Origin of the sequence: Neisseria sp. N95_16, assembly GCF_002551535.2 — a bacterium.
GTDB classification, from domain to species: domain Bacteria; phylum Pseudomonadota; class Gammaproteobacteria; order Burkholderiales; family Neisseriaceae; genus Neisseria; species Neisseria brasiliensis.
In genome coordinates, this window is the sequence record NZ_PDBT02000065.1 from 1 (window position 1) to 14,380 (window position 14,380).

Sequence of the window (14,380 nt, forward strand, 5' to 3'; positions counted from 1 at the left end):
CTGTTGTGCTTTTCGGTAACAGTAGGTTCCGTTGACGGAATGCCGTCTGATTTCCCGACTGACGGTGGCGGGATGACAACCGATGTTCTGTGCGATTTGGTTTAGGGGTAGGTTGCGGTAATGTCTGGAAATGTAGTATCTTTGGTGTGAGGTCAGTTGTGTGTAGGCCATATTGCAATCTTTCTTGTCAGGAAAGGCAGTATACTACCGCATACTGGCCTTTTCTGTTATTGGAAATTGCACTTGTTAGGCGAATGTAAGGGCCTTTTCATTTAAACCATTTACCCGTCACCACGCTCCAACAACATCACCATCATCACCGCATTCAACACCAACACATCATCGCGCTCATCGGTTTGGCCGAGTTTCTCCAAGCTGAATTTACGCTCAAAAAATGATGGCTCTTTTTTCAGGCGATACACTTCCTGCCCATCTGGCGCAGTGAGTGCGTAAGTCGGGTTGAGAAAATAGCCGGTCAGCGAACCAAGCAGCGGAATCTCACCTATCAAACCGTTGACCAACGCCACCATCGGATTGGTTTCACGCAATTGATATACTTCGCGCCCCTGCTCGTCAAACAGCACATAGCTGGTTTTCCACAACGATTTCATGCCGTGGCGCTGGATTTTACCGATAAGCTTGCCGCTTGAATCGCGCACGGTATAAACCGCATTAAAATCAATAATACGGTCGGCCTGAATGTTGAACAATTCAGTTTTGTCGCTGCTGCTGCGAAAAATCTGCACCGACTCTTTGATTTTAAAAATCTTCTGCCGCGTGTAGGCAATTTCCTTGCCATCGGCATCGAACACAGAAAAATCGTTCGACGGTGTGAAAATTTTGAATTGGAAATTTAAGGGGAAACGGATATTTTGCATGATGTTCTTTTCTGAAAACGGACAAAATGGCGCTATTGAAGCCATCAACTCATTTTGTAACCATTATCGCACACATACAGCCGTTTCGAAAATCCATCCATTCCGATTGATCAAAAATTTAGCATCAGCGCATAAAGCTGCATTTATTATGAATCGCCTTCAGGGTTGACTTCTTTAACCTCACCATTTTGATAGGCAACGTGTTTTGCCAATTCTTGCTGCGCTTCTTGCCAAGTATGGCCGCATTGCGTGCATTGCAGCAAACCATCGGGAGTATGGTGGCAGTAAGCGAATTGACAATTCGGGCAGTAAATATGGCTGCGGATTTCCATGGCAAGATCCTTTCATTGTTTGCAAAGCGTATTTCAATATGCCGTCTGAAAAGTTCAGACGGCATATTGATGAGTGAAAAGTGTAAAGCGCACTATCTTTTTATTTATGAGATTTTTTTATGGGCTTAATTTGTTTTTATTATAAATATCTTAATGGACAATACTTGCCCGATTCTTTAAAAAACTTGCCTAATCCTACGAATTGTTTAGAATCGTTTTGTCGTATCAAAAGATTTTATTATGGATTCTGCAGCCATTGAAAGCATCAGCCGACATATTCAAACCCTTAATCAAACAAGCCTTACGCCTTTTGAAGGCATCATGGTGCATGCGACTGAGCCGCCGGTCGAAATCGATGTAATTTCCGAATACACCACCGTAACATTTATTTTATCGGGCGAACAAAATATGCGGCTGGGTGACCGCTCTTTCATTGCGCGTGGCGGCGATATGCTGTTTATTCCGTTCCAACTGCCCATTTCAACCCGCTTTCTGCCCCATGCCCACGCGCAATTTACGGGCGTGAGTTTGGTGTTAGATGAGCAATGGCTGGCCGACATTGCTGCGCAAACTTCGCTGCGCAGCAATAGGTAGGTGCAAATTCAATCGACAAAGAAGAAGAGGAGCGCATTTTGCAAGCGGAACTTGCCGCTGAAATGCAAAGTTTGGAAAAAAATCAGAGCAATCAAAGCCAAGTGAGTCTTGACATGTCTTGATTTTATGGTAAAGTAAAGTACAGAGAAATTTATGTTTTAACTTTACCTTTAAATAAAGGAGGTCGTATGAAAACCAAACACATTCTGTTGCCTCTGGTCGCATTGTTTGTTTCAGCGACCTCTTTTGCAGGCAATGATTGCGGCGTTTTTGCTGATGCATGTGCGCATGGTGCAAAATTGGCAGCAAAAAACCAAGCGACTATTCAAAAAGCTTATGACGAAGGTCGTCAAAAAGTGTTGAATCAGGCTTATGACGAAGGTCGTCAAGCACGAATTGAGGCAATTCGCGCGAAAGCGCGTGAGCAAGCACGTTTGGAGTATGCTCGGAAGTACAATACTCAACCGGCAGCTAACGCAACCAATTAAGCTAACCCGAAAGGCTGCATTAAATTGCAGCCTTTTTTGTATCTATATAAAATGAGATATTGAAATGTCTATTGCGCAAGAAATAGGGTTCGTTTCCCTTCGTTATGGCTATTACACGAAAGACGGTGAGACAGTTATCCCGGTCAAAATCAATTCAACATGCCTAGATGATGATGTTATTTGGTTTTCGGATGCTGACAAAGGAGCGTTGTGGGAAACTGGTTTAACAGGGAGGGTGAATATTAAATCCGCCGATTATCTTTTGTTTAACCGGTATACCAAATTGGATACCCATACAAAACTGTGCCAAGCCTATCGGGATATGGTGAAAATTTTAACCAAATTCGATACCAACTTTCCCGGATTGCCGTGGCGAATCGCACCTCGACAATGTGCCGGTTTTCGGGGTAGGATTTGACAGCATATCGCCGGCCATCCAAGATTGCTTGCGCCGCCTGATTGCACTGCTGGATGCATCTTCCCCCACGCGCCATGCCTTAGCCGAATGTTACAAACAAGAATTGGCGTTTTATTTACTTGAAAGCCGTCTGAAAAATCATTTGCTCGCTTTTTGCAATCAAAACAGCCAATTGCAGAAAATTAAAAAAGCCTGCCATTATCTGCAGGTGCATTGGGCGGAAAAATTAGCCGTTGCCCACTTAACCGAATTATCGGGCATGGGGCAATCGGCTTTTTATCAACATTTCAAGATGATTACCGGCTATACGCCCTTGCAGTATCAAAAATCAATTCGTCTGAATCATGCCAAAAACCTGATTTTGAAACGTGATTTGCCCATTACTCAAATCGCCTATCAGGTGGGGTACGAGAGCGCCAACCAATTCAGCCGCGAATACAAGCGCATGTTTGGCACCACGCCTAAAGAAGACCAACAGGCCGTCTGAATTTCACAATACATTCAAATAAATCGCCTACTTAACGCATATCTGCTTTCTTTCTCAAAAGAAATGCTAAAATCCATTATCTGGCCGCGATCTACCCTTTGCAGCGCCACCCTATTCCGACTCATTCACGAGAATGCTTATGCTTTTTTCATCTGCCAACGCGGCCAAACCTGTAAGTGAAGCCGCCAATCATCTTTTGGAATCAACCGGCAACGGTTTGAAAGAATTTTTCTTCAATCTGTTTGCACGTAACCAATTCACTTCCCACCTGCTGGAACGCAGCTTCAGCGAACCCATCGGCTGGCTGGAAATCGGCATTACCGTTGCGCTGATGATAGCGACTTATTATTTGTCGGAATTTCTGATTCGCAAATATCCGGTGTTGCCCGGCAAAAAATGGGCAAGTGTCCGCCATATTGGCAACCGCTTGCTGTGGCCTTTTTTGCTGCTGATTTGCTCGATTATCGCGCTTTATACATGGAATTTGTTCGAATTGCGCTCGCTATGGCTACGCTTACTCATCATGGCCGCACGCTGGATGATTCTGATTCGCTTGGTGTTGTCTTTGGTGCATGCCGCATTACCAAGCCATAAGGTGACCGACTGGCTGGAACGCTTCTTATCCGGCACATTGTGGGTGTGTTTCGTGATTTGGGTGTCGGGTATCGATGATTTGATTCTCGGTATTTTAAAAGATACCAAGCTGAGCATAGGCTCGATTGATTTAAGCGTGTACACCATTCTCACCGGCCTGATGTGGGTGGCGGTGGTGTTAACCTTTGCCATGTGGCTGGGCCGCCTGATTGAAGGCTGGCTGATGAAAAACGAGCACATGGATCTCAACCTGCGCATCGTGATGTCGAAAGTTGTCAAAGCATTTTTAACTGTGTTGGCGATTTTGATTGCATTGCCGCTGGTGGGCATTGATTTGACTGTGTTATCAGTATTTGGTGGTGCGCTGGGTGTCGGCATTGGTTTTGGCCTGCAAAAAGTGGCGAGCAACTACATCTCTGGCTTTATCATTTTGGGCGACCGCTCCATCCGCCCGGGCGACCGTTTGACGGTGGACAATTTCACCGGCTATGTCACCAAAATCACTTCGCGCTTTGTGGTCTTAAAAAGCGTCGCAGGTGGCGAAGCCTTGATTCCGAACGAGACGTTCATCACCTCCACCGTAATCAACGAATCCTACACCGCCAAATCTTTGTGGCAGAGCATTGACGTACAAGTCGCTTACCACACCGATTTGACTTTGGCGATGAAAATTATGGAAGAAGCCGCTAAGGCACAAGAACGCATACAAACCGACCCTGCCCCCAAAGCTTTTTTAATCAGCTTCGGCGATAACGGCGTTAATCTGCGTGTCGGCTTTTGGGTAAAAGACCCGGAGAACGGCTTTGTCGGCCTGTTTTCAGCAATTTTGCTGGATATTTGGAAACGCTTTAACGAAAGCGACATTGAGTTCCCGTTCCCGCAACGCGAAATCCGCATTCTCAATGAAGAGCGCGCACCCGATAATGTCGCCATGATGCGCGCCGGTATGGAAGTGAAAAAAGATACGCGTTCCGACAAAAATTTCGACGCGGAACACGACGACCGATGAGCAAACCGCTGAAATACCCCGTCTCCGCCTTGGTGGTGCTGCACGATAAAGACGGCAACATTCTTTTAATCGAGCGCACCGCCCCGCAAGGCTTTTGGCAATCCGTCACCGGCAGCATCGAACCGGAAGACGACAACATCGCCGCAACTGCCAAGCGCGAAGTATGGGAAGAAACCGGCATTTCGCTTTCAGACGGCCAATTGATTGATTGGCATGAAAGCACGGTCTATGAAATCTACCACCACTGGCGCCACCGCTACCCCAAAGGCGTGTTTGAAAACCGCGAACACATCTTCTCCGCTGAAATTCCGCGCGATACGGCCATCACACTGCAAGCGGCGGAACATGTGGCGTATGGCTGGTTTAGCGCCGAAGAAGCGGCGGAAAAAGTGTTTTCGCCATCGAATAAACGGGCGATTTTGGCTTTGCAAAAAAGGCTGGGGAACAAATAATCAATGCCGTCTGAACACATTTCAGACGGCATTTTTTTCGGGAAACGCAGCAGATTCATTCCCCAAACCTTCAGACGGCCTGAGATCTTTGCACAATCCCCATCTTTAGCACATTTCTTCGTTATGCGCTGCTCAAAAGCTTGCCTATCTAGGTGATATGTCTGCGCTTTCTGCGCTGCTATAACCTCGAACTGCACTCAAATCTGGGGTTTTGCAAAGGTCTCGGCCTTAAAAATTCTTGTGAATCTCATCCACCGGCACATGGCGCACATCAATACCGCGCACCAAATAAACCACATGTTCGCAAATATTTTTCGCATGATCGCCAATCCGCTCGGCCGCTTTGTTCATCAACATCGTTTCCATGCCGATGCCGATACTGTGTGGGTCTTCCATCATATACGTCAGCAAGGCGCGCGACTGATTGTGGTAGGCCATGTCTAAAGATTTATCCAATTCATTGATTTTCAGAATGGTTTCATCATCCAAACGTGCAAACGCATCCAAAGATTGGCGCAACATCGGCACCGTCATTTCCAACAAACGGCGCGTATCATAAAGCTGCTTGTAGCTGACATGGTGCTTCGCAATCAAACCATTGGCGTGCAAAGCGATTTTCTTGATTTCATCGCCCATACGCTCCAAATCCACAATCACGCGGCTCACAGTCAACACCAAACGCAAATCACTGGCAGTCGGCTGGCGGCGCACCAAAATCGTTTGGCAGGCATCATCAATCGATACTTCCAACTCATTGATTTTATCGTCGTTTTGCACCACCTGCGCCAAAATTTCCTTGTTGGCATCATTGAAGGCTTCCAGAGTTTGTCCGAGCTGCTGCTCAATCAAACCGCCCATGGCCAATACATCGGTGCGCACCTGTTCCAATTCCTGATGGAAATGCGATGAAATATGCTCGGACATTCTCGTCTCCTAGATTAAGAAGCCCTTAAAATATCAGGTTATTATGACAATATTTTGACAAAAATATTTCAACGCGCATCTATTGTCATAAATAAGCCCCTTGCCACCACACCAACCCTGCCCAATGTTCAGACGGCCTTTTGTTTGCTATACTTTGCCCGTTTAACCCAACCTATTTTCAAAGGAAACACACATGGCAGATTTTAACCAAATCCTGACCCCGGGCGATGTAGACGGCGGCATCATCAACGTAGTCAACGAAATCCCTTGCGGCAGCAACCACAAAATCGAATGGAACCGCAAATTGGCCGCTTTCCAACTCGACCGCGTAGAGCCTGCAATTTTCGCCAAACCGACCAACTACGGCTTTATCCCGCAAACCTTGGATGAAGACGGCGACGAACTCGACGTATTGTTGGTGACCGAGCAGCCATTGGCCACCGGCATCTTCTTAGAAGCCCGTGTGATCGGCGTGATGAAATTCGTGGACGACGGCGAAGTGGACGACAAAATCGTCTGCGTACCGGCTGACGACCGCAACAACGGCAACGCCTACCAATCACTGGCCGACCTGCCGCAACAATTGATCAAACAAATCGAATTCCACTTCAACCACTACAAAGACCTGAAAAAAGCAGGCACCACCAAAGTTGAATCTTGGGGCGATGTGGAAGAAGCCAAAAAAGTGATTAAAGAGTCGATTGAGCGCTGGAACGAACAGGCTTAATTGATGTGCTTGAATGAAAAGATGCCGTCTGAAAATGTTTTTCAGACGGCGTCTATATATAAAGGATTACTTATGTCTATACTTAAACAATATGGCTTATTTATCACCATTTTTATTTTCTCGTTAAGTACCGTCCCTAGCTTAGGTTATTCTGTAGAAGACGGTACTTTTTTAGCAATGGCCTGTTTTTGGTACGCCTTATTTCAATTGAATAAATCTTTATTTCAAATTGTTTTTCTATTAAATCTGATTGTATGCACCTGTTTTGCTCCTATCGCACAACTGTACGGCAATATCAATATCGGGCTTATTGCTTCTGCTTTTGAAACTAACTCTAATGAAAGTTTGGAATTCATCAGCACCTTACCACTTAAAAGCTGGTTAATGGGACTTACCGTATTCTTAAGCGGTTTAACCGTATTATTTGCAGCAAGCAAGCAAGCAAGCAAGCAAGCAAATTATACTGGTTTAACTATCACAGCAAGCTGATTTTGTTTAGTATTTTCATATTATTGGTTTTACATAAACCTACTACTACCACACTTAAACGACACCAACCTTTTAATTTAAATAACACTCTTGTATCCAACATCCATTTCTATATTAAAACGTTCCAAGCCATCAAACAATATCAGGATGAGATGGCACAAGCCAAACATTTTCTTTCCGATGAAACTGTTTGGAAAATTAAAAATGTCCATCCTCATTATCAAAATTATGTTCTGATTATTGGAGAAAGCGTTCGTGCTGATTATTTATCGCCCTATGGTTTTCCAATTGATACCAGTCCTTATCTCAAACATGTAAACGGCTTAATCTTAGATAACTTTATCGCACCATCACCCAATACACAGCTATCATTAACACGTATGCTACACCTTACCCACGAAAATCAGGCAATCTTTTCAAATAATATTATCTCACTGGCAAATGCTGCAGGGTTCCAAACATACTGGTTTTCAACCCAACCAACAGGACAAGATGCCGATACTGCAGCTTCACGAGTAGGTATTCAAGCGAAATATACCAAATTTTATGAACCTAATGCACCACGGGCAGAAATTGGAAAATTCAGTGACATGATTGTGTTAGACGATTTCAAAACAACCTTAGCCAACTATCAGAAATCAAAGCAACCATCTTTATATGTTTTTCACATCAACGGCTCACATCCTGACTTCTGCAAACGACTGATACAGCCGGTTTCAGAAACATTTAAAAGCAAAGAAATGTCCTGCTATCTAGAAACGCTCAAGCAAACAGATAAATTGATAGAAGAAATTACTAAAGCATTGCAAGCGACTGGCAGTTATTCTCTGATTTATTTATCAGACCATGGTTTAGCACATATTAATAAAAACTCTGCCAATGTAACTTTAACCAACTCTCCTAAACAAAAACAGGCTTATCATGTGCCATTTATCAGGATTTCCAGTGATGACACACATCAGTCTCGACAACAAGCTGCACGCAGTGGTTTCTACTTTATTCATGGTTTTGCCGAGTGGCTGGGAATTGATGAGCCCAAACTCAAGCTCCCTTATCGCTTTTTTTCTGAAGAGCCTACAAATGAAATTAAAGTATTTGATTGGGAAAAAATAATTCCTTATAACAGATTAGAGGATGATGTCTCATTAAAACCATAAACAAAGGCCATCTGAAAATTTCAGACGGCCTTTCGCTTTACCCTCCCAGTTTGGCCGATATATCCTCGACTGCTTGCGTTAATGCCGTACTTAAGGCCTCATCAAACGAAGAATGTCCGCCCTGCACTATGCGCAATTCGGCTTCGGGAAAGGCTTGCGCCAGTTCCCATGCGCTTTGCATTGGGGTACATAAATCGTAGCGGCCTTGGCAGATGATGGTCGGGATATGGCGGATTGGATTAATGTTGTTCAAAATCGCTTTATCGCCTTGCAACCAGCCTTGATGCACAAAATAATGCGTTTCTATGCGGGCGATGGCGAGCGATTCTTGCGCGTCTTTATCCACGTCTTTCGGTTCAAATTGCACCAAATAGCTTTCCCAATCTGCCCATGCTTTGGCTGCTTTCAGACGGCCTTGTTCGTCTTCGCCGTGTAATAATTCGTGATACGCAGCAATCAGATTGCTGCGTTTATGTTCGGGAATTGGGGCAAGAAACTGCTGCCATTGCTGCGGATAAATTTGGCTGACACCACCCTGCTCGTTCAGCCAAGCGGTTTCAGACGGCCTACATAGGAAAATGCCGCGCAACACCAATCCGGCCACGCGATCGGGATGGGTTTCGGCATAGGCCAAGGCTAACGTACTGCCCCATGAGCCACCGAACACCAGCCATTTCTCAATGCCGAGCATGCGGCGCACGGCTTCGATGTCGGCCACCAAATCCCAAGTGGTGTTGTCTTCGATGCAGGCATAAGGCAGCGAGCGGCCGCAACCGCGTTGGTCAATGATCACAATCCGGTACACATCGGGATGGAAAAATCCGCGACACGCCGGCGAAGCGCCTGCGCCAGGGCCGCCGTGCAGAAAAATCACCGGCAAGCCATCGGGATTGCCGGATTCTTCCCAATAAATTTGATGGCGTGCGGATACGGGCAGTAAGCCGCTGCGGTGCGGTTCGCGAATCGGGTGCATGGGAAAATCCTGATTTAAAGTGGAACAAAATTTTAGCATTGAAAACAGGCCGTCTGAAAGTCGGGATAAAGGTTTCAGACAGCCTGTTTTCATCGTAAAATAAAGTTTGATTGGTATGACAACAAAGGAAGAAACATGAGCGAAAATCAAACCACACACGCCAAGCCCGAAGGCGAATTGATGCTGCGCACGGTCGCGCGGCCGAAAGACACCAACACTAATTTAGATGTGTTCGGCGGCTGGATTATGTCGCAAATGGATTTGGGCGGTGGCATTTTGGCGGCGGAAATCGCGCAGGGGCGGATTGTCACGGTTTCGGTGCAAGAAATGAGCTTTCTGCGGCCGGTCAAAGTCGGCCATGTGGTCGGCGTGTATGCACGTTGTTTGGGCGTGGGCAATACCTCGCTGAAAATCGAAGTGGAAGTGTGGGTGAAGCCGTTTGTCGCCGATGAGCCGAATATTCCGCTTGAGCTGGTCACAGAAGCGGTGTTCACCTTCGTTGCCATCGACCACGAAGGCCGCCCGCGCCCTATTCCACGCGACAATAATCCGCGCTTGGATGCATTTCTATCGCCGAAACAGGCCGTCTGAATATGAATCAGGCAACTTTATTCAGCGGCATTGCAAAGCGCTTCGGCGCCGAGCCGCAGTATTTGTGGGCGAAATTTCCCGAATACGCCGTGTTCCGCCATGCTGCTGGCAAACAGAAATGATTCGGCGCTTATCTGCCGGTGGCTGTCGAAAAAATCGGCCGTAAAGGCGATGGCTATGTGGCTTTGCTAAACGTGAAATGCCCGCCGGAAATGGTCGGCAGCTTGCGGCAGATGCCAGGTGTTTTGCCGGCTTACCACATGAACAAAACGCATTGGGTGAGCTTGGTTTTAGCGGAAGTAGATGCGGATTTGGTGTGGGAATTGCTGGCGCAAAGTTTTGCGCTGACGCAAAAGTGATGAAATGTGCCTCTCTTTTTTAGGAAAATAAAATGCCGTCTGAAACGTTTCAGACGGCATGAGACCTTTGCAAAACCCCAGATTTGAGTGCAGTTCGAAGTTATAGCAGCGCAGAAAGCGCAGACATATCACGAAGATAGGCAAGCTTTCGAGCAGCGCATAACGAAGAAATGTGCCAAAGATGGGGAGTTTGCAAAGGTCTCGGCATGATTATTCTTTAGCCTACAACACTTCCACCGCAAAATCCGACAAACGTGAGCGCTCGCCTTGTTGCAGTGTAATATGGCCGTAATGCTGCCAACCTTTAAACCGCTCCACCACATAACTCAAGCCGCTACTGCCTTCGGTAAGATACGGCGTGTCGATTTGCGCCAAATTGCCCAAACACACCACTTTCGTACCTTCACCTGCGCGAGTAATCAGGGTTTTCATTTGCTTGGCGGTCAGGTTTTGCGCTTCATCGATGATAACGAATTTGTTTTGGAACGTGCGTCCGCGCATAAAATTGAGCGAGCGCACTTTAATGCGGGCGCGGATTAAGTCGGACGTGGCTTTTTTCGCCCACGCGCTGAATTCGTCGCCGTCGTTTTGTTGGGTCAATACTTCCAAATTGTCTTCCAGCGCGCCCATCCACGGATTCATTTTCTCTTCTTCCGTGCCCGGTAAAAAGCCGATGTCTTCGCCCACCGGCACGGTGATGCGGGTCATGATAATTTCGTTGTAGCGCTTGTCGTCAAAGGTTTGTGTCAACGCGGCAGCAAGCGTCAGCAGCGTTTTGCCGGTACCGGCCTGCCCTAAAATCGTCACCAAATCGATTTCGGGATCCATCAATAAATTCAAGGCGAAATTTTGTTCACGGTTGCGGGCGGAAATGCCGAATACATTGTTGCGGCCGCTGTAATCTTTTAAGGTTTCGAGCAACACTTTGCCGTGGTTCTGCTCGATAACACGTGCGCTCAAAGGCGGTTCGCCGTGTTCATCCACCAATAATTCGTTGAGCAGTAAATGCGGCGTATCATTGCCTTCGATGTGGTAATAGGCGCGGCCATTTTCCTGCCATGAATTCAAATGCGTGCCGTTGTTTGCCCAAAATTCCGGCGTGAGCCTGCGCAAACCGCTGTATAAAATATCGCTGTCTTCCAATACGTTATCGTTGATGTAGTCTTCGGCATTCAACCCCAGCGTGCGCGCTTTAATGCGGATATTGATGTCTTTCGACACCAGCGCGACATAATCGTAATCGCCGCAAATGCGGTGCGACAAACTCATCACCACCGCCAAAATCTGATTATCGCCGGTTTGCCCGCTCAATACTTCGGGCAAATCGGCTTGCAGCATTTCGGTTTGCAGCAACAATTTACCTTTGGCATCGGCATGCCCCAATACATTCAGCGCAATGCCCTGATGCAGCCCATGTGGCTCGGCATTAAGCAATTCATCCAGATAACGGCTGGTCTGACGGGCATTACGCGCCACGTCGGACGAGCCTTTTTTGTGGTTGTCCATTTCTTCCAAGGTCACCATCGGAATGAAAATGTCGTGTTCCTGAAAACGGAACAGGCAAGACGGGTCGTGCAACATCACATTGGTATCGAGAATAAACAGCTTGCGGCCGCCACCGGTGAGCTTTGGAGACATTGTGTGTTCCTTTTATGGTTGTGGTGAAATCGGCTTCTGTTTGGCAAAGCTGTGTTACAGCGGCATGAAAGCAATATAGATGCCTTGATTTTAATAGGTTTATAGATGAATTGATTGTGACAAATATGAAAAAAGGCCGTCTGAAAACTCTGTTTTCAGACGGCCTTTGATGATTTAAACCTGATTAGCTTTCCACCGGAATAATACCGATTTTGGCTTGCCATTGTTTCGGCGCGATGGCGTGGATGGATTGGCCGTCGCTATCGACTGCTACCGTTACCGGCATATCTTTAACATCAAATTCGTAAATGGCTTCCATACCCAATTCTGGGAACGCCAGCACTTGCGCGCCTTTAATCGCTTTGGCCACCAGATAGGCCGCGCCGCCCACCGCCATCAGATACACGGCTTTGTTGTCGGCAATGGCTTCGCAAGTGGCGGCACCGCGCTCGGATTTACCGATCATACCGAGCAGACCGGTTTGTTCCAGCATTTGGCGGGTGAATTTATCCATACGGGTCGCGGTAGTCGGACCGGCCGGGCCCACCACTTCATCGCCCACTGGATCAACCGGGCCTACGTAGTAAATCAGGCGGTTGGTGAAATCAACCGGCAATTGCTCGCCTTTGTTGAGCATATCGACCATGCGTTTGTGCGCGGCATCGCGGCCGGTCAGGATTTTACCGTTGAGCAGCAATACATCGCCGGTTTTCCAAGTGGCTACTTCTTCTTTGGTCAGGTTGTTCACGTCAACGCGTTTGCCGTTGTCGGGATTGTAGGTGATGTCCGGCCAGTCTTCTACGCTTGGCGGAGTGAGTTCTACTGGGCCTGAACCGTCCAATTCAAATTCAACGTGGCGGGTGGCCGCGCAGTTTGGAATCATGGCAATCGGTTTAGAGGCGGCATGGGTTGGGTAATCCAAGATTTTTACGTCCAACACGGTGGTCAAGCCGCCCAAGCCTTGTGCGCCAATGCCCAATGCGTTGACTTTTTCAAACAATTCCAAACGCAGCGCTTCGGTGGTCGACAATTCGGCACCTGATGCGGCTTTGGCTTGCAAATCTTGAATGTCGATGTGATCCATCAACGATTCTTTGGCCATCAACACGGCTTTTTCAGGTGTGCCTCCGATACCGATGCCCAAAATACCCGGCGGACACCAGCCCGCGCCCATGGTTGGGATGGTTTTCAGCACCCAATCGACGATGTTGTCAGAAGGGTTTAGCATCGCCAATTTAGATTTGTTTTCCGAGCCGCCGCCTTTGGCCGCACAGGTCACTTCTACTTTGTCGCCCGGTACAATACTCATATGAATCACGGCCGGGGTGTTGTCTTTGGTGTTTTGGCGTTTACCCGCAGGGTCGGCCAATACTGAAGCACGCAAGGTGTTGCCTTCCCAAGTGTAGGCACGGCGCACGCCTTCGTTCACCATGTCTTCCACGCTCATTTCGGCATCCCATTGCACATTCATGCCGACTTTCAAAAACACGGTGGCAATGCCGGTATCTTGGCAAATCGGGCGGTGGCCTTCGGCACACATGCGGCTGTTGACCAAGATTTGCGTCATCGCATCTTTGGCCGCCGGATTTTCCTCTTTCTGCCACGCCTGATACAGTGCGTCGATGTAATCTTTCGGATGGTAATAGCTGATAAATTGGAAGGCATCGCAAATGCTGCGGATGAAATCCTCTTGTTTGATGATGGTCATGGCAGTTCCTTTTTAGATAAAAAAGTTTGGTTTGTGTTGTTGTGGGCAGAGTCTGTTTTCAGACGGCCTATTGGTAGGCTGTATAGTGCTTGTTTTTAAGTCAGAAAAACAGCCTGCATTTGCTAATCTTTTGATTTTACTTCAATTTAATAATTGATAAATTTACTCAGAATTTGAGAACATCAATCTTTTATCTGGACTCCAATCTGGAATAATCTTACATTTCATCAAGGCAAGCGTTAAACTTTGCCTATACCATCCAATAAATATGATAGCACACTGTTTTGCAAGTACAATTCGCTATCACACTGTTTTCAGACGGCCTTTTGCGATAATGTAAACTACACAATCAGAAAATTTTTGTCATCTTTTTAACGGCAGCGTTTGACCAACATCAAGTTACATTCAATCAATGAAATTAAATAACATAACCATTCATCAATTTTAAATTCCATTTTTTTAGGGGCTTAGGAAGCAAAATCATCAAAAAACCTGATAAGCTCCTAATATGAAACTAAAAAATAAGTATCAAAAGTTCAGCAAAATTTCAGAGCAAAAGTTT

Annotated in this window: 18 protein-coding genes; 11 read left to right on the forward strand and 7 right to left on the reverse strand. The window is 46.7% G+C overall.

All coding sequences use genetic code 11. From position 1 onward, the window contains the following. The 3 genes from CRG49_RS13945 to CRG49_RS09970 all read right to left on the reverse strand — a co-directional run. A partial coding sequence (locus CRG49_RS13945) for a helix-turn-helix domain-containing protein (protein WP_157807888.1) occupies positions 1–171 on the reverse strand: 171 nt, incomplete at its 3' end. A 110-nt stretch (positions 172–281) separates the two neighbouring features. Continuing rightward, complete coding sequence (locus tag CRG49_RS09965) at positions 282–878, reverse strand: hypothetical protein (RefSeq protein WP_095503326.1); 597 nt, start codon at positions 876–878, stop codon at positions 282–284. A 146-nt stretch (positions 879–1,024) separates the two neighbouring features. Further along, positions 1,025–1,210: a hypothetical protein gene (locus CRG49_RS09970; protein WP_095503327.1), complete on the reverse strand. Its 186-nt coding sequence runs from the start codon at positions 1,208–1,210 to the stop codon at positions 1,025–1,027. A 240-nt stretch (positions 1,211–1,450) separates the two neighbouring features. Between CRG49_RS09970 and CRG49_RS09975 the strand changes: the two genes are divergently transcribed. The 6 genes from CRG49_RS09975 (at position 1,451) to nudB (ending at position 5,252) form a co-directional block, all read left to right on the forward strand. Continuing rightward, positions 1,451–1,804, forward strand: coding sequence for an AraC family transcriptional regulator N-terminal domain-containing protein (locus CRG49_RS09975; RefSeq protein ID WP_095503328.1), 354 nt, complete (start codon positions 1,451–1,453; stop codon positions 1,802–1,804). Positions 1,805–1,992: 188 nt separating this feature from the next. After that, positions 1,993–2,292 (forward strand): hypothetical protein, encoded by a 300-nt coding sequence (locus CRG49_RS09980; RefSeq protein WP_095503329.1) that lies wholly within the window; start codon positions 1,993–1,995, stop codon positions 2,290–2,292. Between the two features lie 64 nt (positions 2,293–2,356). Then, complete coding sequence (locus CRG49_RS09985) at positions 2,357–2,710, forward strand: hypothetical protein (RefSeq protein WP_095503330.1); 354 nt, start codon at positions 2,357–2,359, stop codon at positions 2,708–2,710. Then, positions 2,685–3,197, forward strand: coding sequence for a helix-turn-helix domain-containing protein (locus CRG49_RS09990; protein WP_198515157.1), 513 nt, complete (start codon positions 2,685–2,687; stop codon positions 3,195–3,197). Before CRG49_RS09985 ends, CRG49_RS09990 begins: the two co-directional genes overlap by 26 nt. 217 nt (positions 3,198–3,414) lie before the next feature. Continuing rightward, positions 3,415–4,800, forward strand: coding sequence for a mechanosensitive ion channel family protein (locus tag CRG49_RS09995; protein WP_369832037.1), 1,386 nt, complete (start codon positions 3,415–3,417; stop codon positions 4,798–4,800). Next, the gene (gene nudB, locus CRG49_RS10000) at positions 4,797–5,252 is read left to right on the forward strand and encodes a dihydroneopterin triphosphate diphosphatase (RefSeq protein WP_095503333.1); all 456 of its coding nucleotides are present in this window, start codon (positions 4,797–4,799) and stop codon (positions 5,250–5,252) included. Before CRG49_RS09995 ends, nudB begins: the two co-directional genes overlap by 4 nt. Before the next feature lie 228 nt (positions 5,253–5,480). On the opposite strand, the gene phoU is transcribed toward nudB, so the two are convergent. Beyond that, on the reverse strand, positions 5,481–6,176 hold the full coding sequence (gene phoU, locus CRG49_RS10005; protein WP_095503334.1) for a phosphate signaling complex protein PhoU: 696 nt from the start codon (positions 6,174–6,176) through the stop codon (positions 5,481–5,483). A gap of 193 nt (positions 6,177–6,369) precedes the next feature. Between phoU and CRG49_RS10010 the strand changes: the two genes are divergently transcribed. From CRG49_RS10010 to CRG49_RS10020, 3 genes are all read left to right on the forward strand, one after another. Continuing rightward, a complete protein-coding gene (locus tag CRG49_RS10010) occupies positions 6,370–6,903 on the forward strand; it encodes an inorganic diphosphatase (protein ID WP_095503335.1) in 534 nt (177 codons plus the stop codon). A 72-nt stretch (positions 6,904–6,975) separates the two neighbouring features. Continuing rightward, positions 6,976–7,392 carry a hypothetical protein gene (locus CRG49_RS10015; RefSeq protein WP_154143274.1) on the forward strand — a complete coding sequence of 139 codons (417 nt, stop codon included), beginning with the start codon at positions 6,976–6,978 and terminating at the stop codon, positions 7,390–7,392. A gap of 152 nt (positions 7,393–7,544) precedes the next feature. After that, positions 7,545–8,549, forward strand: coding sequence for a phosphoethanolamine transferase (locus CRG49_RS10020; RefSeq protein WP_195714686.1), 1,005 nt, complete (start codon positions 7,545–7,547; stop codon positions 8,547–8,549). A gap of 37 nt (positions 8,550–8,586) precedes the next feature. Here CRG49_RS10020 and pip read toward each other — a convergent pair whose 3' ends face one another. Then, the gene (pip, locus tag CRG49_RS10025; protein ID WP_095503338.1) at positions 8,587–9,522 is read right to left on the reverse strand and encodes a prolyl aminopeptidase; all 936 of its coding nucleotides are present in this window, start codon (positions 9,520–9,522) and stop codon (positions 8,587–8,589) included. A gap of 135 nt (positions 9,523–9,657) precedes the next feature. Between pip and yciA the strand changes: the two genes are divergently transcribed. Further along, positions 9,658–10,113 carry an acyl-CoA thioester hydrolase YciA gene (gene yciA, locus CRG49_RS10030; protein ID WP_095503339.1) on the forward strand — a complete coding sequence of 152 codons (456 nt, stop codon included), beginning with the start codon at positions 9,658–9,660 and terminating at the stop codon, positions 10,111–10,113. 140 nt (positions 10,114–10,253) lie between these two features. Then, positions 10,254–10,472 carry an MmcQ/YjbR family DNA-binding protein gene (locus CRG49_RS13590; protein WP_232727251.1) on the forward strand — a complete coding sequence of 73 codons (219 nt, stop codon included), beginning with the start codon at positions 10,254–10,256 and terminating at the stop codon, positions 10,470–10,472. A gap of 222 nt (positions 10,473–10,694) precedes the next feature. On the opposite strand, the gene CRG49_RS10040 is transcribed toward CRG49_RS13590, so the two are convergent. Both CRG49_RS10040 and CRG49_RS10045 read right to left on the reverse strand, forming a co-directional pair. Next, on the reverse strand, positions 10,695–12,110 hold the full coding sequence (locus CRG49_RS10040) for a PhoH family protein (protein WP_095503340.1): 1,416 nt from the start codon (positions 12,108–12,110) through the stop codon (positions 10,695–10,697). Positions 12,111–12,294: 184 nt separating this feature from the next. After that, on the reverse strand, positions 12,295–13,818 hold the full coding sequence (locus CRG49_RS10045) for a fumarate hydratase (RefSeq protein WP_095503341.1): 1,524 nt from the start codon (positions 13,816–13,818) through the stop codon (positions 12,295–12,297). Positions 13,819–14,380 lie beyond the last annotated feature (562 nt).